Source organism: Saccharopolyspora sp. NPDC000359, from assembly GCF_040300525.1.
Classification (GTDB): domain Bacteria; phylum Actinomycetota; class Actinomycetes; order Mycobacteriales; family Pseudonocardiaceae; genus Saccharopolyspora.
In genome coordinates this window covers 64,396-81,450 of record NZ_JBEPDU010000013.1, presented here as the reverse complement: position 1 = coordinate 81,450, position 17,055 = coordinate 64,396, and the positions used below count along the sequence as shown (strand labels likewise).

The window sequence follows — 17,055 nt, the reverse complement described above, 5'->3', positions numbered from 1 at the left end:
ACAGTGACAGCGCGCACAACGTGGGGCAACCTTCTCTTCCAACCGCAGCCGGCGGCGGACCCCTTCCCACCCGCACCACTTCGAGGAGGCACCCGCATGGCCCAGCAGCGCGTGGCCGTCGACGTCGGAGGCACGTTCACCGACGTCTGCGTGTTCGACGAGGACACGAGGAGCACCCGGGTCACCAAGGTCCCGTCCACCCCGGAGGACCCGATGCGCGCGGTGCTCGACGGCGTCGAGCGCGGCGGCGTCGACCTGCGCGAGGTCTCGCTGTTCTCGCACGGCACGACGGTGGCCACCAACGCCCTGATCACGCGGAACTTCCAACCGGCCGCGATGGTCACCACCACCGGCTTCCGCGACGTCATCGAAATCCGCGACGGCACCAAGGACGACCTCTGGGACGCCTACAACGACGTGGCGCCGCCCTACCTGCGCCGCCGGGACCGCTTCGAGGTCACCGAGCGCATCGACTACGCCGGACGCGTGGTGACCCCGCTGGACGAGGCGGAGGCCCGCCGGGTGGCGGCCCTGCTGCGCAAGCGCGGGGCGCGGACCGTGGCCGTCTGCTTCGTCAACTCCTACGCCAACCCCGCCCACGAGATCCGGATGCGCGAGATCCTCGAGGAGGAGCTGCCCGGGGTGATGATCTGCGCCAGCGCGGAGATCCTCCCGGAGATCTTCGAGCACGACCGGTTCACCACCACGGTCGCCAACGCGGTGCTCGCGCCGCTGGTCAGCGGCTACGTCAACCGGCTGGCCGAGGAGCTGGCGGCCGGCGGGTACCGCGGTGACCTCCTGCTGCTGCACTCCGGCGGCGGGTCGATGACCCCGCGCACGGTGGAGCGCTACCCCGTGCGGCTGGCCGCGTCCGGCATCGCCGCGGGCGCGATCGCCGCCCGGCACGTGGCCGCCCAGTGCGGCTACGCCAACGCCATCGGCCTGGACATGGGCGGGACCAGCACGGACATCGCGATGGTGCACGGCGGCGAGCTGCGGGTGACCAAGGAGTGGTCGGTCGAGTACGGTTACCCGATCATCTTCCCGTCGATCGAGGTGCTGACCATCGGGGCCGGCGGGGGTTCCATCGCGCACATCGACGAAGCCGGTTCGCTGCGCAACGGGCCGCAGTCGGCGGGAGCGGTGCCCGGGCCCGCGTGCTACGGGGCGGGCGGCACGGCGCCCACCAACTCGGACGCGAACCTGGTGCTCAACAGGCTGGGGACCAGCCTGGCCGGAGGCGCCAAGGAGCTCGCCCCGGAGCTGGCCGAGAAAGCCCTGCTCGACCACGTCGCCCGGCCGCTCGGGCTCTCGCTCGACGAGGCCGCGAGTGCCGTCCTGCGGGTCGCCAACGCCAACATGGCCGACGCGGTCCGGCTGATCTCGATTCGCCGCGGCTACGACCCCCGGGACTTCGCGCTGATCGCCTTCGGCGGCGCCGGGGCGCTGCACGGCGCTGAGGTGGCGCGCGAGCTCAACATCCCGACCGTCGTGGTGCCGCCGAACCCGGGGGTGACCTCGGCGCTCGGGTGCCTGCTGGTCGACATCCGCCACGACCTGTCCGCGATGTTCAACGCCGTGGCGGAGGAAGCCGACGTCGAGGAGTTCGAGAACGCCTTCGCGGGGTTGGCGGCCGAAGCCTCGGCCCGGCTGCGCCACGAGGGCGTCAGCGCTGCGGACGCCGTCCTGCAGCGCACGGTCTCCATGCGCTACCTGGGGCAGTGGCGGTCGCTGACCGTCAAGTGCGGCACCGGGCCCGACGCGCTGCGCGAGGCGGTCGAGCTGTTCCACGAGCAGCACGAGCGGGAGTACTCGTTCCGCCGGGACGACACCCCGGTGCAGATCTACCAGCTGGGCCTGACCGCCATCGGCGTCACACCCAAACCGGTCGTCCTCCCGCACGAGGTGGTGCCCGGTGCCGCGCCCGCGGCCCGGCAGACCCGCGAGGTCCACTTCGACGGGCCGGGGTGGGTCGACACCCCGGTGCACGACCGGTCCGACCTGCCGGCCGGGACCCGGTTGCGCGGCCCGGCCGTCATCGAGCAGCTGGACTCCACCACCGTCGTGCCGCCGGGTGCCCGGGCCGAGATCGACGAGTGGCTGAACATCCGCATCCACCTCACGGAGGCCTGAACCATGACGACCAACCCCGAGCCGGGCGCGGTGACCCCGGCTGGCCTGGACCCGGTGACCTTCGAGGTGCTGAAGAACGCCTTCGTCACCGCGGTCGACCTGATGAGCGAGCAGATCATGCGCACCTGCTACTCGTTCGTGATCTACGCGCGGGACTTCTCCTCCGCGCTGTGCGACGCGGCGGGCAACACCGTGATGCAGGGCAGCGCCGACATCGCCGTGCACGTCGGCACGCTGCACTTCCAGTGCAAGGCGGTGCTGGCGGAGTTCGGCGACGACATCAACCCCGGTGACGTGTTCGCGGTCAACGACCCCTACCGAGGAGGCACGCACTTCAACGACGTCAGCTTCATCCGGCCCATCTTCGCCGGTACCGAGATCATCGGGTTCGCGCAGAACAAGGGGCACTGGGCCGACATCGGCGGCAACGTGCCCGGCTCCTTCGACGTCAACGCCAAGGAGCACTTCAGCGAAGGCTTGCGCATCACCCCGGTCCGGGTGTGGCACCGCGGCAAGCAGCTGCGCGACGTGGCGCAGCTGCTGGTCTCCAACACGCGCTCGCCCTACAGCTGCATGGGGGACCTCAACGCGCAGGCCGAAGCCACGGCCGTGTGCGAACGCGAGGTCCTACGGCTGGTCAGCCGCTACGGCAAGGACACCGTCGTGGCGGCCATGGAGGGCGTCCAGGACTACGTGGAGCGCATCGTGCGGCACAAGCTCGCCGAGCTCCCGCACGGTGAGTGGGAAGCGGTCGACCACCTCGACAGCGACCCCAGCAAGCCGGAGGGGTTGGTGCCGATCTCGGTCCGGATGCGCATCGACGACGCGGGCATCCACTACGACCTGTCCGGCAGCGCGCCAGCGGTGTCGACGTTCCTCAACTCCGGCTACGGCACCACCCACTCCGCGCTGTACGCGGGGACGAAGACGTTCTTCCCCGACGTGCCGCTCAACTCCGGGCTGTACCGGGTGGTGCACGCCGACCTCGGCCCGGAGGGGACGGTGGTCAACGCCGCGTGGCCGACCGCGGTCACCGGGTTCTGCTCCGGCCCCTACGAGAAGCTGATGAACGCGCTGTTCGAGATCTGGTCCCAGGTCGTGCCCGAGCGCGCCGTGGCGTGCGCGTTCAACCTCGAGTACCTGCTGGTCGGCGGCAAGGACGGTCGGACCGAGGACCGGCCGTACTTCATGTGGTACGACTGGATGGCCGGTGGTTGGGGCGGCCGGGCCAGCAAGGACGGGTCCGGGGCCACCGCACCGGTCTTCGGACCCGGCCTGGCGGTGCAGCCGGTCGAGGGCCAGGAACGGCTCTCCCCGGTGCTGACCAGCGGGCACGCCATCGTGACTGACTCCGGTGGCCCGGGTCGGTACCGGGGCGGTTTCGGCCTGGAGAAGGGCGGGGTGCTGACCGACTGCGAGGGCACCGTGATGTCGTACTGCTGCGACCGCGCCCGGTCGATCACCTGGGGCATCTCCGGTGGCCTGCCCTCGCTGCCGCACGGCGTCTGGCTGAACAAGGGCACCGACGACGAGCGGTTCCTGGGCGCGACCTTCTCGAACGTCGCGATCGAGCCCGGCGACACCTTCACCCGGCCCTCCGCGGGTGGCGGCGGGTACGGCGACCCGCTCACCAGGGACCCGGCCCTCGTCGTCGAGGACGTCATCGACGGTTACGTGTCGGTCGAGCGCGCGGCCGCGGACTACGGGGTCGTGGTGCGCCCGATCGACCCGGAGCTGGACCAGTACGAAGTGGACACCGCCGCCACCAGGGAACTCCGGGCCTCCACCGCCGCGCAGCGGCGGGACTGGTTGACCGAGGACCCGCACGCGGTGGCCCGCCGGTACCGCGCCGGTGAGCTCGACATGCTCGACGTGATCCGGCGGTACGGGGTGGTCGTGGACTGGGGCACCGGCGAGCTGCACGAGAACACGACGCGCCAGTACCGGGAACTGCTCCAGAAGCGGGCGGCGGCGCACTGGTCCTGACCGCCGGGTGCGCAACGGCGCGACCGCCGTTGCGCACCCGCGGCATCAGGCGACCAGGATGCCCGCGATGGTGGCGCTGAGCAGGTTCGCCAGGGTGCCGGCGAGGATCGCGCGGAACCCGTCGCGGGCGATCCAGCTGCGCTTGGACGGGGCCATGCCGCCCAGGCCGCCGAGCAGGATGCCCAGCGAGCCGAGGTTGGCGAAGCCGGTGAGCGCGAAGGTGATGATGGTGGCGCTCTTCTCGCCGAACTGCGAGATCTGCGGGCCGAAGTCGGCGAACGCGACGAACTCGTTGAGCACGATCTTCTCGCCGACGAAGCCGCCCGCGGCCACCGCGTCCTCCCACGGCACGCCGATCACCCACATCAGCGGCGAGAACGCGTAGCCGAGGATCTGCTGCAGGCTCAGGTCGGCCAGCCCGAACAACCCGCCGACCCCGCCGATGATCAGGTTGACCAGCGCGATCAGCGAGATGAACGCGAACAGCATCGCGCCGACGTTCAGCGCGAGCTTCAGGCCGTCGGAGGCGCCGGTGGCCGCGGCGTCGACGACGTTGCGCGGCTTGTCCTCGACGGCCTCGGCGACCTCGGTCTGCTCGGCGTCGGTGCCCTCGGCCTTGGCGGCACCCGGAGCGTCGGCCTTCTCGGCGTCGTCCTTGCTCGCCGGGACGATGATCTTGGCCATCAGCAGGCCGGCCGGTGCCGCCATGAAGCTGGCCGCGATCAGGTGGTCCAGGCTGGCGCCCAGCATCGCGTAGCCCACCATCACGGTGCCCGCCACGGTGGCCAGCCCGCCGGTCATCACCGCGAAGAACTCCGAGCGGGTCATCTTCGGCAGGTACGGCCGGACCATCAGCGGTGCCTCGGTCATGCCCAGGAAGATGTTCGCGGTCGCGTTCAGCGACTCCGGCTTGGTGGTGCCCAGCAGTTTCTGCAGGCCACCACCGATGATCCGGACCACCCACTGCAGGATGTTCCAGTGGTAGAGCACCGCGGTCAGCGCCGAGATGAAGACGATGATCGGCAGCACCTGGAAGGCCACCACGGTGCCCTCGGTGGGCAGGATCGGCCCGACCATGAACTCGATGCCCTCCGTGGAGGAGTCGAGCACCTTCTGCACCGCGCCGCTCACCGCGGCCAACGCCTGCTTGCCCACGTCCCAGCGCAGCACGATGACCGCGAACAGGACCTGGACCGCCAGCGCACCCAGCACGGTGCGGGGATTGATCGCGCGCCGGTTGGTCGACAGCGCGAACGCCAGCAGCAGCAGCACCAGCATGCCGCCGATACCCCACAAGACCTGCACCTGCATCAGCCTTCTTTCCCGGTGAACGCCGCGCGGCGGCGACGTGACTTGGAACTCGGGCATGCTCGCACGCAGGTCAGGGGGCGTGCACAGCGGACTGTCATTTGTGATTCGCGTCTCCCGGGGGGTCGCTGGGCGCCGGAACGCGGGGTGACCGGTGGGTCACGGCGCGTCGCGCGGCGCCGAAATCCCGCTGGGCCCAACGGTGAAACCGGGAAATTCGCGTGCGGCGGCGACTTCCCGTCAAACCCGCCGCGGCCCGCGGTCCGGTGGATACGTTGCCGCCCGAACCGGCCTGGCCCGGAAGAAGGGAAGTGGCATGCCGAAACGACCAGTACTGGCGACCGCGACCGCGCTGGCCGCGGTGTCGGCCCTGGCCCTGCCGGCCACCGCGGCGAGCGCCCCGGCCGAGGTCGCACCGCTGACCGGCGTCGCCGCGGTGCAGGACCACCTGAACGAGCTGCAGGGCATCGCCGAGGCCAACGGCGGCAACCGCGCGGCGGGACAACCCGGCTACAAGGCGTCGATGGACTACATCAAGGCGCAGCTGGACGAGGCCGGGTACACCACCACCGTCCAGGAGTTCAGCGCCATCGGCGGCACCACCTACAACCTGCTGGCCGAGACCCCCGAGGGCGACGCCAACAACGTGGTGATGTTCGGCGCCCACCTGGACAGCGTCAGCCGCGGCCCGGGGATCAACGACAACGGCACCGGTTCGGCGGCGATCCTGCAGGCCGCGCTGGACTACGCCGGCAGCGGCGCGACCCCGAAGAACAAGCTGCGCTTCGCCTTCTGGGGCGCCGAGGAGCAGGGCCTGGTCGGCTCCCAGCACTACGTCGACTCGCTGTCGCAGGACGAGCAGGACCAGATCGCCGCGTACCTGAACTTCGACATGGTCGGCTCGCCGAACGCCGGGTACTTCACCTACGACGGTGACGACTCCGACGGCGAGGGCGCCGGACCGGGCCCGGAGGGCTCGGCGCAGATCGAGCAGCTGCTCAACGACTCGCTGGCCCAGGCCGGGGTGGAGGCCGAGGGCACCGACTTCGACGGCCGCTCGGACTACGGCCCGTTCATCGCGGTGGGCATCCCCGCGGGCGGCACCTTCACCGGCGCCGAGCAGACCAAGTCCGCGGAGCAGGCCCAGAAGTGGGGCGGCCAGGCGGGGGAGGCGTTCGACCCCTGCTACCACCAGTCGTGCGACACGGTGGACAACGTGGACACCCAGGCCCTGGACCGCAACCTCCAGGCGATCAACACCGCGGTCACCACGTACGCGGAGCAGTTCCCCCAGCCGTAACGCGCAACGGTTGGTGTTGGGAGGCGGGCGATCTCACCTGAGGTCGCCCGCCTCTTCGCGCAGCGCCGGGAAGTTCCTCGCGTGCTGGCGGCAGTGCGCCCGCAGGGCCTCGACCGCGTCGTCGATGGTGGCGCGGGCGTAGTGGGTGGGGTCCCACCCCGCGTACAGCGGCACGGTGAGCGGGCCGTCAGGCGCCACCACGATGAGCTGGTGGAGGCCGAAGCGCGCCTCGTCGGTGACCAGGCAGACCCCGTGCCCCGCCGCGGCCAGCGCCTGCGCGAACGCCGAGGAGCCGGTCTCGGAGGTCCCGGCGGTGGTGAGGCCCGCACGGCTGATGGCGTCGTCGACGACGAGCCGCGCCGCGTTGGCGCGGGTCATGAGGACCAGCGGTTCGGTGACCAGGTCGGCCAGCGCGATCTCGCGGCGCCCGGCCCAGGGGTGGTCGGCGGGCAGCTGGGCGATGACCGGGGTGCGGCCGAGGAACGCCGACTCCAGCGGGGGCGGGGCCGGATTGGTCGAGATGCCGATGTCGGCGTCGCTGGCCAGCAGCGTGTCGAAGACCTCGCTGGGCAGCTCCTGGATGGCGTCGCGGAACGGGGCGACACCGCCGCTGGCCATCAGCGGGGCCAGCATGTAGGCGACCGTCGAGGGCGGGGCGACCACGGTCAGCGCGGCTTCCTCGCCCCGGCCGACGGCGCCGATCGTCTCGGCGGCCTGTTCGGCGCGGCGCACCAGGTCGCGGGCGATGGGCAGGAACCGGCGCCCCGCGGCGTTCAGCGCCAGTGATCCCGCGCGGCGGGTGAACAGCGCGACCCCCAGGTCCTTCTCCAGGGCCCGCAGCTGCCGCGAGAGGGAGGGCTGGGCGACGTGCACCTGGCGGGCCGCGGCGGTGACCGACTCGGCCTCGGCCACGGCGAGGAAGTAGCGCAGCACCCGCAGCTCCACGGTGGACCTCCCGAACTCGGGCGATGCCTCCGAGGCATCGCACACCTAGGAACCAAGTATTAGACGGCATCAGGGCCGGACCACAGACTGTGCCTGTCCGATCGGGCTCCGGCCCGCTGGTCCTCGCTTCCGCCGGAGGCCCCATGACCGTCCCCAGCACCACCCGAACCGGGTTCCGCGACGCGCCGCGCCAGGCCCGCCGCGCCGGTGTCGCCTCGTTCGTCGGCACCACCATCGAGTGGTACGACTTCTACATCTACGGAACGGCGTCCGCGCTGGTCTTCGGGAAGCTGTTCTTCCCCGACGCCTCGCCCGCCGCCGGGGTGCTCGCCTCGTTCGCGACGTTCTGGGTGGGCTTCCTGGCCCGGCCGCTCGGCGGCATCGTCTTCGGGCACTTCGGCGACCGCCTGGGCCGCAAGGGCACGCTGATCACCACGCTGCTGATGATGGGCGTGGCCACCTTCCTCATCGGGGTGCTGCCCACCCACGCGCAGATCGGCGTCGCCGCGCCGTTCCTGCTGGCGCTGCTGCGCGCGGTCCAGGGCATCGCCGTCGGCGGGGAGTGGGGCGGCGCGGTGCTGATGGCCGCGGAAAGCGCCCCGAAGGGGCGGGCGTCGTTCTTCGCGATGCTGGTGCAGCAGGGGTCCCCGGCCGGGGCCGTCCTGGCCACGCTGGTCTTCCTCGCCGCGGGGTCGCTGGACGACGCCGCGTTCGCCGCGTGGGGCTGGCGGGTGCCGTTCCTGCTGTCCGGGCTGCTGGTCGTGGTCGGCCTGGTGATCCGCATGAAGGTCGAGGAGTCCGGTGAGTTCGAGCGGGTCAAGGACAGCGGCGACGTGGTGCGGCTGCCGATCGCCGAGGTGCTGCGCACCGCGTGGCGCAGCGTGCTGCTGGGCATCGGGGCCTCGATCATGGGCATCTCGGCCGCGTACTTCACCAACACGTTCGTGCTGTCCTGGACCACCAACGAGCTGGGCATGGACCGGCAGACGATGCTCTACGTCCTGCTCGGCACCTCCGTGGTGCAGTTCGCCTGGCAGCCGCTCGCGGCGCTGATCTCCGAGCGGGTCGGCGAGACCCGGTTCATGGTGTGCTCGCTGCTCGTGCAGGTCGCCGTCGCGGTGCCGATGTTTCTGCTGATCAGCACTGCGCAACCGGGCCTGGTGTTCCTCGGCATCGCGATGGCCGTCATCGCGGGCTCCGGGTACTACGCGGTGCTGGCAGGCTTCCTCGCCCGCGCCTTCAGCTCCCGCGTCCGCTACACCGGGATCTCGCTGTCCTACCAGTTGTGCTCGACGCTCATCGGCGGTACGACCCCGCTGGTGGCCCAGTTCCTGTTGACCAGCGGCGGTTCGATCTGGCCGGTGGTCGGGTTCTACGCGGTCCTGCTGCTGGTCACCACCGGGTGCGTCGTGGCGCTCGCCGCGGTCACCGCCCGCCGGGAGCACGTGCCTGCCGTCCGAATCCCCACGAAGAGGAGTTGACGAACCTTGCGCCTCGACGCGATCTTCCACAATGGACGCTTCCGGACCCTCGACCGGGGGCGCCCCGAGGCGAGCCGGATCGGCGTGCTCAACGGGCGCATCGCCGGTCTGGATGAGGAGCTGGACGGGTGCGGCGCGGACACCGTCGTCGACCTCGGCGGCGCACCCGCGGTGCCCGGCTTCAACGACGCGCACCACCACCTGAGCATGGCGGGCAAGGCACTCCGGGACCTCGACGTCTCGCACGCGGCCGCGCCGACCCTCGACGCGCTCTACGAGGCGGTGGCGCAGCGGGCCGCTTCGCTGCCCGCCGGTGCCTGGGTGCTCGGCTCGGGCTACGACCAGAACAAGATCGGCGGCCACCCCACCGCCGAGGCGCTGGCCCGGGCCGCCGGTGGGCGACCGGTCTGGCTGGTGCACACCTCGCGCCACATGGCCGTGGCCAGCACCGAAGCCTTCGCGCGCGCCGGTTTCAGCGACCTCGCCTCGCTGCCCGACGTCAGCGGAGGATGCGTCGTGCGCGACGCGAGCGGCCGCGCGGAAGGGTTGCTGCAAGAAACCGCGATGCAGTTGGTGGAGCACGTGCTGCGCCCCGAACCCACGGCGGAGTGGGTCGCCAACATCGAAGCGGCGTCGCGGGCGGCGCTGTCGGTCGGGTTGACCAGCGTGACGGAACCGGGCATCGGCGTCGTCGACGGACCCGGCAACGGCCCGGCCGACCTGGACGCGTTCCTGCGGGCGCGGGAGCGCGGGCTGCTGGGCGTCCGGATGACGCTGATGCCCTACATCACGGCGCTGCGCGAGGTCGGCGCGCTCGAACCGGGCAACACCTGGTACGGCCTGGACCTCGGACTGCGCACCGGTTTCGGCGACGAACGGCTGCGCATCGGCCCGGTGAAGATCCTCTCGGACGGGTCGCTGATCGGCCGGTCCGCCGCCATGTGCTGCGACTACCACGACACCCCCGGCAACAGCGGCCTGCTGCAGTTCGAGCGCGAGCAGATCCACCGGTTCATCCTCGAAGCGCACCGCTGCGGTTGGCAGGTCGCCACGCACGCCATCGGCGACGCGGCCCTGGACGTCGTGCTGGACTCCTACGAGGAAGCACAGCGCCTGCACCCGCGCACCGACGCGCGGCACCGCATCGAGCACGCGGCGGTGACCAGTGAGCAGCAGGTCGCCCGGATCGCGGCGCTGGGGCTGATCCCGGTGCCGCAGGGCAGGTTCCTGTCCGAGATCGGCGACGGACTGCTGGCGGCCCTCGGCCCGGAGCGCAGCCAGCTGGCGTACCGGATGCGGTCGTTCCTCGACGCCGGTGTGGTGCTGCCGGGCTCCACCGATGCCCCGGTGGTCAGGCAGGACCCGCTGCTGAGCATCCACGACATGGTCAACCGGCGCACCGCCTCCGGCGCACCGATCGGCCCGGGTGAAGCGGTGACCGCCGAAGAAGCCCTGCGCGCCTACACGATCGGCTCGGCCCACGCCGTTCACGAGGAGCACGTCAAGGGGACCCTCGCGCGCGGCATGCTCGGCGACTTCACCGTCCTCAGCGACGACCTGCTGAGCGTCGCCCCCGAGCGCATCGCGGACCTGGCGGTGGGCGCGACGGTCGTCGGAGGGCACATTGCGCACGACACTGGTGCGCTGGAGGTCGCCTGAGGAGACTCGTGAGCGGCGATGGTCGCAAGAACCACCACCGCCGCTCACGAGGGGGTCGTGAGTGGCGATGGTGGTAAGGGCAACCATTGCCGCTCACGAGGGGGCGGACCTGGCAGCCGCTGGCGGGGATTCGCGCAGCGACTACACTCGTCGCACCAGAGTGACGGCATCGCCCGAGTCATCGCTCGTGCCGCCTTCGAGGAGTTCGCGGGTGTTCGACCCCATAGCTCAGCTGGACGAACCCCCTCGATCCTGGTCGGCTTTCCTCGCCAAGGCGGTGAAGGGCTCCCACAAAGCCGCCGAGTGGCTGGTCCAAGCCGACCTCGCGGTCGCCGAATCCCTGGGCGGAAGAACCCTCGTCGAGGAGGCGGACGACGCTGAATACGAGGCGTTCCTGAGTCGCGCGCTGCCCGGCGGACCGCCGTTCGAAGGGGTGCAAGAGCTTCTTCGCGCCGCTCATGCGGCCAGGGTCCTCCGCACGCACGTGGTCGCGCGCAGCGAGCCGCTCCACGAACGTGCCCACTACGACCAGCTCTGGACACGGGGAGACGAGGTCAGCCCACTCCTGCTGTTGCACGACGCCGCGCATGCCTGCTTCGAGGACTGGAACCAGCGCAGCTTCCGCCGGCTCATCAACGAGGTGGGGGAGGCGCAGCTGACCTACAACGCCCGAGATGCGGTGGCCGCGATGATCTACCTGCGCGCCATCCAGCCTCCGGGACGGCACCGCTCCTCGTCGCGCACGAGGTCGTGAGCGGCGATGGTGGGGCAACCACCGCCGCTCACGAGGGGGTCGTGAGCGGCGATGGTCGTTAGAACCACCACCGCCGCTCACGAGGGGGTCGTGAGCGGCGATGGTCGTTAGAACCACCACCGCCGCTCACGAGGGGTCAGCAGGTTTCCAGCAGGCGGCGCATCACGCGGGTGGAGAAGTGCAATGAGTCCAACGGGATCCGCTCGTCCACGCCGTGGAACATCCGTGCGTACGGCAGGTCGGGCGGCACGCGGAGCGCCTTGAAGCCGAAGCCGTTGATGCCGATGGTGGCGAACGCCTTGTTGTCGGTGCCGCCCGCGTTGCAGTACGGGGTCGGGTGGCCGTCCGGGTCCTCGGCGCGGATCGCCGCGCACATGGCGTCCACCAGGGTGCCCGAGAACTCGGTTTCCATCGCCACGTCGTGGTGGATGAACTCGCGGCGCACCGACGGCAGCAGCAGCGAGTCGATGGTGTCCAGCAGCTCCTGCTCGTGGCCGGGCAGGAACCGGCCGTCCACCGCGGCGGTGGCCCGACCTGGGATGACGTTGGTCTGGTAGCCGCCCTCGATCATGGTGGGGTTCGCCGAGTTCCGCAGGATCACGTCCACCAGCTCGGAGACCGGGCCCATCCCCGCCAGGCTGCCGTCCACATCGGACGGGTCGAAGTCGACGCCGAGCAGCTCGGCGGCCTGCTCCAGCAACCCGCGCACCGGGTCGATCAGCCGCACCGGGAAACGATGCCGACCGATGCGGGCCAGCGACTCGGCCAGGTCGGTGACGGCGTTCTCGTCGTTGGGGGAGGAGCCGTGCCCGGCCCGACCGTTGGCGACCAGCCGCAGCCACGCCTGGCCGCGCTGGGCGTTCTCGATCGGGTAGAGCCGCTGGCCGTTGCCGAGGTCGAAGGAGACCCCGCCGCCCTCGGTGATCGCCTCGGTGACGCCGTCGAACAGGTCAGGCCGGTTGCGCACCAGCCAGTGCGAGCCGAACGAGCCGCCCGCCTCCTCGTCGGCGAGGAAGCCGAACACGACGTCGCGCGGCGGCTTGCGGCCGGTGCGGCCGAACTCGCGCGCCACCGCCAGCACCACCGCGTCGAAGTCCTTCATGTCGATCGCACCCCGACCCCACAGGCAGCCGTCGTGGACCTCCCCGCCGAACGGGTCGAAGGTCCACTCGCTGGCGTCGGCGGGCACCACGTCGAGGTGGCCGTGCACCAGCAGTGCCCCGCGCGTGGGGTCGGTGCCCTCGATCCGGGCGATCACGCTGGCCCGACCGGGCGCGCTCTCCACGAGCGTGGACTCGATGCCGACCTCGGCCAGCTTCGCCGCCACGTACTCGGCGGCCGCGCGCTCGTTGCTGGTCGGGTTGGAGGTGTCGATGCGGATCAGGTCGCGGCACAGCTCGACGACTTCGTCCTCGGCGGCGGTCATGGCTTGGGTCCTTCCAACGTCGACGTCCCGACCGGGCGCACCAGCCCGGCCCAGGACAGCACGGTGTAGAGCAGGAATCCGGTGAGCAGCGAGTTCAGCGCCGGGATGCCCACGTCGAGGAAGTAGCCGACCGCGAAGCCCGCGGCCCACACCACCAGCGTGGCCGGGACCCAGGTGGCGACGGTGCTGGGCAGCGTCCCGGACGGGCGGGTGCGGTCCAGGGCGCCGCGCATCCGGCGGGCCACCCAGTACTCGGCGACGATGATGCCGCCGATCGGCGGGATCGCCACGCCCAGCACCTTCAGGAAGTCGGTGAAGTGGTCCAGGAAGCCCACCGCGGACAGCACGGTGCCCGCGAGGCCGATCACCAGCGTCACCGACGCGCGGTGCAGGCGCTTGCCGAAGACGGTGTCGACGAAGTTGACCACGCCCAGCGAGGACGCGTACAGGTTCCAGTCGTTGATCTTGGCGGTGGACAGCACCACGATGATCAGCCCGACCGCGCCGGAGGTGGACAGCACGATGGAGGTGACGTCCTTGCTGCCGACCAGCTGCCCGAGCAGCACACCGGTCATGCCGACGATGTACTCGCTGAGGATCATCGAGCACGAGCTCTGCAGCAGGACGTGCCAGCCCTTGCGGTTGTAGCGGGTCATGTCCGGGGCGACGACCGCGCCCGACATGAACCCACCGGCCACGATGGTCGCCGCCGCCGGGATGGACAGCGCGGCCGCGGTCGGCTCGCGGGAGATCAGCTCACCGATCGAGTGCTGCGACAGCGTGCTGACCACGCTCCAGGCCACCAGCGCGAAGAACAGCGGGACGGCGATGCGGGCCAGCCACATCATGTACCGGAAGCCGTAGATGACCAGCGCGGTCAGCACCACGCCGGAGATCGCGCACCACAGCCACACCGGGCCGCCGACCAGCGACACCATGCTCTCGCCGAAGATGCCGTTCTGGACGCCGAACCAGCCGACCATGCTGATCGCGATGACCAGGCTGACCAGCGCCGACCCGTTGCGGCCGAACCCGGCGAAGCGGGTGAGCATGGTCATCGCCAGGCCCTCGCGCTGACCGGCCAGCCCGACCAGGAAGATCACCACCTCCAGCAGCACCGCGCCGAGGGTGAACGCCCAGAAGGCGTCCCAGAACCCCATCGCGATGCCCAGGGAGGCGCCCAGCACGAACTGGGACAGGGAGCCGGACTGCCCGAGCCACTGCAACAGCATCGACCAGAACCCGTAGCGCGCTTCCTGGGGGACGCGGCGCAGCGAGTAGTCGTCGTTGCCGATCTGCTTGCTCGGCGCGGCCTCGGCGGAGTGCTCGACGGCCATGAAATCTCCTCGGCGGGAGCGCAGGCCGCGCGCGCGGGCAGGGCAGGGCGCCCGCGCAGGCGGCCGGATTCGTTGGGGAGGCGTTCGCCGGAGTCGCTTGTGGCGAGGCCCGGCGACCGCCGTGGCAGCTACCCTGCGCCACCACCCGCCCGCCGGGCAAGGAAATCCCACTATCCGCAAAACCAGAGGTCCGGCGACGGGGACAGGCGATTCCAATGGAGTTCACGCTCATCCGCAGGCGGGTCGCGGGCGGGGAATCCAGTCGCGAACCGGGTACAGCTCAGTGCGGGGGAGGAGGGTGCCGGGCTTTACGTCAGCCGCGCCTGGTAGCGCCGGAAAAGGGTTCGCCCGGGCTATCACAGGCGTGATAGCTTCCCCGGCATGAGCTCGTCAGCTGCCAGTTCGCCGCGGGAGCGGATCGTGCACGCCGTGTTCCGGCTCGTCGCCCGGGGCGGCGTGGCCGAGGCCTCGCTGCGCAAGGTCGCCGACGAGTCCGGGATCAACATCGGGTCGGTGCGGCACTACTTCGGCAACCACGAGGGGCTCATGGTCGCCGCTGCCGAGGAGGTCGGCTCGCGCATGGAGCGGCGGCTCGCCGCCGCGCTGCCCGCGGTCGACGCCGAGCTGGACGCGGCCGGGCGGCGTGAGCTGGTGGAGGCGGCGTGCCGCGCGGTGCTGCCGCTGGACAGCAGCGGCCGGACGGAGCTGATCGTGCTGATCGAGCTGATCACCGCGGCCCGGCTGCACCCGGAGTTCCGGTCGCTGTCCACGCGGATGGGGGCGGACCTGCGGACGGTGTTCCGGGAGGTGCTGGAGGCGGCGCGCGTGCCGGACGCCGCGCTGGAGGCCGAGCGGCTGACCGCGCTGGTCGGCGGGCTGACCTTCGACCTCGTCTACCCGCACGGGCCGCTCGACGTGGTGGTGGCCTCCGACGTCCTGCGCCGCCACATCACCGCGCTGATCCCGGATTGACCTGACGACTTCTCGCTGCTAGGGGGCTCAGCTGCCATGGGGCACGTTGAACTGCAGAAGGTGCACCACGTTCTCCCGGACGGGCGGGTGCTGCTCGACGACGTCTCGTTCCGGGTGGGCGACGGGGCGAAGGCCGCGCTGGTGGGCCCGAACGGCGCGGGCAAGACGACGCTGCTGCGCCTGGTGTCCGGTGACCTCGCGCCGACCGGGGGCAGCATCGTGCGCTCCGGCGGGCTCGGCGTGATGCGCCAGTTCATCGGCCACGCCCGCGACGACTCGACGGTGCGAGACCTGCTGGTGTCGCTGGCCGCGCCGAGGCTCCGCGCCGCGGCGGAGGAGCTGGAGCGGACCGAGGACCGGCTCATCGAGCGGGACGACGACGCCACCCAGCTGGCTTACGCCGAGGCGATCGCGGAGTACACCGACGCCGGTGGGTACGACGCCGAGGTGCTCTGGGACGTCTGCTGCACGGCCGCGCTCGGCCTGCCCTATGACCGGGCCCGCTTCCGCGAGCTGCGCAAGCTCTCCGGCGGCCAGCAGAAGCGGCTCGCGCTGGAGGCGCTGCTGCGTGGCCCGGACCAGGTGCTGCTGCTCGACGAACCGGACAACTACCTGGACGTGCCGGGCAAGCAGTGGCTGGAGGAGCAGATCCGGGAGACGCCGAAGAGCGTGCTGTTCGTGACCCACGACCGGGAGTTGCTGCACCGCACCGCGAACCGGATCGTGACGGTCGAGCTGGGCGCCGTGGGCAACCGGACCTGGGTGCACGGCGGCGGTTTCGCCACCTACGACCGGGCCCGCGCGGACCGCGTGTCCAGGTTGGACGAACTGCGGCGCCGCTGGGACGAGGACCGCGCGAAGCTGGTCCGCTTGGTGCAGGTGCTCAAGCAGAAGGCGTCGTACAACGACACCATGTCCGCCCGCTACCAGGCGGCGCAGACCCGGTTGCGCAAGTTCGACGAGGCCGGGCCGCCGGAGGCGGTGCCGCGCGAGCAGCGCGTGCAGGTGAAGCTGGCGGGTGGGCGCACCGGCAAGCGCGCGGTGGTCTGCGAGGACTTGGCGCTGGACGGGTTGACCAAGTCCTTCAGCACCGAGTTCCGCTACGGTGAGCGGATCGCGGTGCTGGGGGCCAACGGAACCGGCAAGTCGCACTTCCTGCGGTTGCTGGCCCGCGGCGGCAGCGACGACGTCCCGGTGCCGGACCAGGAGGCGCTGACCCCGGTGGCGCACACCGGCCTCGCGCGCCTGGGCGCGCGTGTGGTGCCGGGCATGTTCGCGCAGACCCACGAGCACCCGGAGTTCGCCGGGCGCACGCTGCTGGAACTGCTGATGGGCGGGGGAGCGCGGCGCTCCGGCATGACCCGCGAGGAGGCCAGCCGGCTGCTCGCCCGCTACGACATCGTGCAGGCGGCGCAGCGGCCGTTCGACACGCTCTCCGGTGGCCAGCAAGCGAGGTTCCAGATCCTGCTGCTGGAGCTGGAGGGCGCGAACCTGCTGCTGCTGGACGAGCCCACGGACAACCTCGACCTGGTGTCGGCGGACGCGCTCCAGGCCGGGTTGGAGGAGTTCGACGGCACGGTGGTCGCGGTGACCCACGACCGCTGGTTCGCCCGCTCCTTCGACCGCTTCCTGGTCTTCCGCGCCGACGGCCACGTCCGCGAGTCCCCGGAACCGGTGTGGCAGGAGGAGGCCCGGTAGCCGGGCCGGGTCGGGGGCAGGTGCCCGGCTACCGGGAGGACCGGCGCGGTGTCGGG

General features: G+C 71.3%; 12 protein-coding genes. 8 read left to right on the top strand and 4 right to left on the bottom strand.

What is annotated here, in order from left to right; translation table 11 throughout:
- The first annotated feature begins 96 nt into the window (after positions 1-96).
- Both ABT324_RS11245 and ABT324_RS11240 read left to right on the top strand, forming a co-directional pair.
- The gene (locus ABT324_RS11245; RefSeq protein ID WP_351175041.1) at positions 97-2,133 is read left to right on the top strand and encodes a hydantoinase/oxoprolinase family protein; all 2,037 of its coding nucleotides are present in this window, start codon (positions 97-99) and stop codon (positions 2,131-2,133) included.
- Positions 2,134-2,136: 3 nt separating this feature from the next.
- Entirely contained in the window at positions 2,137-4,119 is a 1,983-nt protein-coding gene (locus ABT324_RS11240) for a hydantoinase B/oxoprolinase family protein (RefSeq protein ID WP_351175039.1), read from the top strand.
- Between the two features lie 45 nt (positions 4,120-4,164).
- On the opposite strand, the gene ABT324_RS11235 is transcribed toward ABT324_RS11240, so the two are convergent.
- On the bottom strand, positions 4,165-5,430 hold the full coding sequence (locus tag ABT324_RS11235) for a NupC/NupG family nucleoside CNT transporter (RefSeq protein WP_351175037.1): 1,266 nt from the start codon (positions 5,428-5,430) through the stop codon (positions 4,165-4,167).
- A gap of 313 nt (positions 5,431-5,743) precedes the next feature.
- On the opposite strand from ABT324_RS11235, the gene ABT324_RS11230 reads away from it, so the two are divergent.
- Positions 5,744-6,727, top strand: a complete 984-nt coding sequence (locus tag ABT324_RS11230; protein WP_351175035.1) for a M28 family metallopeptidase — start codon at positions 5,744-5,746, stop codon at positions 6,725-6,727.
- A 33-nt stretch (positions 6,728-6,760) separates the two neighbouring features.
- On the opposite strand, the gene ABT324_RS11225 is transcribed toward ABT324_RS11230, so the two are convergent.
- Complete coding sequence (locus ABT324_RS11225) at positions 6,761-7,672, bottom strand: LysR family transcriptional regulator (RefSeq protein WP_351175033.1); 912 nt, start codon at positions 7,670-7,672, stop codon at positions 6,761-6,763.
- 143 nt (positions 7,673-7,815) lie between these two features.
- Between ABT324_RS11225 and ABT324_RS11220 the strand changes: the two genes are divergently transcribed.
- From ABT324_RS11220 to ABT324_RS11210, 3 genes are all read left to right on the top strand, one after another.
- The gene (locus ABT324_RS11220) at positions 7,816-9,153 is read left to right on the top strand and encodes an MFS transporter (protein ID WP_351175031.1); all 1,338 of its coding nucleotides are present in this window, start codon (positions 7,816-7,818) and stop codon (positions 9,151-9,153) included.
- A 6-nt stretch (positions 9,154-9,159) separates the two neighbouring features.
- Positions 9,160-10,812, top strand: a complete 1,653-nt coding sequence (locus ABT324_RS11215) for an amidohydrolase (RefSeq protein WP_351175029.1) — start codon at positions 9,160-9,162, stop codon at positions 10,810-10,812.
- A gap of 61 nt (positions 10,813-10,873) precedes the next feature.
- The gene (locus tag ABT324_RS11210) at positions 10,874-11,566 is read left to right on the top strand and encodes a Maf family protein (RefSeq protein ID WP_351175027.1); all 693 of its coding nucleotides are present in this window, start codon (positions 10,874-10,876) and stop codon (positions 11,564-11,566) included.
- A 136-nt stretch (positions 11,567-11,702) separates the two neighbouring features.
- On the opposite strand, the gene ABT324_RS11205 is transcribed toward ABT324_RS11210, so the two are convergent.
- Together ABT324_RS11205 and ABT324_RS11200 are read right to left on the bottom strand one after the other, a co-directional pair.
- On the bottom strand, positions 11,703-12,992 hold the full coding sequence (locus tag ABT324_RS11205; RefSeq protein WP_351175025.1) for a M20/M25/M40 family metallo-hydrolase: 1,290 nt from the start codon (positions 12,990-12,992) through the stop codon (positions 11,703-11,705).
- Entirely contained in the window at positions 12,989-14,329 is a 1,341-nt protein-coding gene (locus ABT324_RS11200) for a cytosine permease (RefSeq protein WP_351175023.1), read from the bottom strand. Before ABT324_RS11200 ends, ABT324_RS11205 begins: the two co-directional genes overlap by 4 nt.
- 381 nt (positions 14,330-14,710) lie before the next feature.
- On the opposite strand from ABT324_RS11200, the gene ABT324_RS11195 reads away from it, so the two are divergent.
- Positions 14,711-15,301 (top strand): TetR/AcrR family transcriptional regulator, encoded by a 591-nt coding sequence (locus ABT324_RS11195; RefSeq protein WP_351175021.1) that lies wholly within the window; start codon positions 14,711-14,713, stop codon positions 15,299-15,301.
- Between the two features lie 36 nt (positions 15,302-15,337).
- Entirely contained in the window at positions 15,338-16,999 is a 1,662-nt protein-coding gene (locus ABT324_RS11190) for an ABC-F family ATP-binding cassette domain-containing protein (protein WP_351175019.1), read from the top strand.
- The last annotated feature ends 56 nt before the right edge of the window (positions 17,000-17,055 follow it).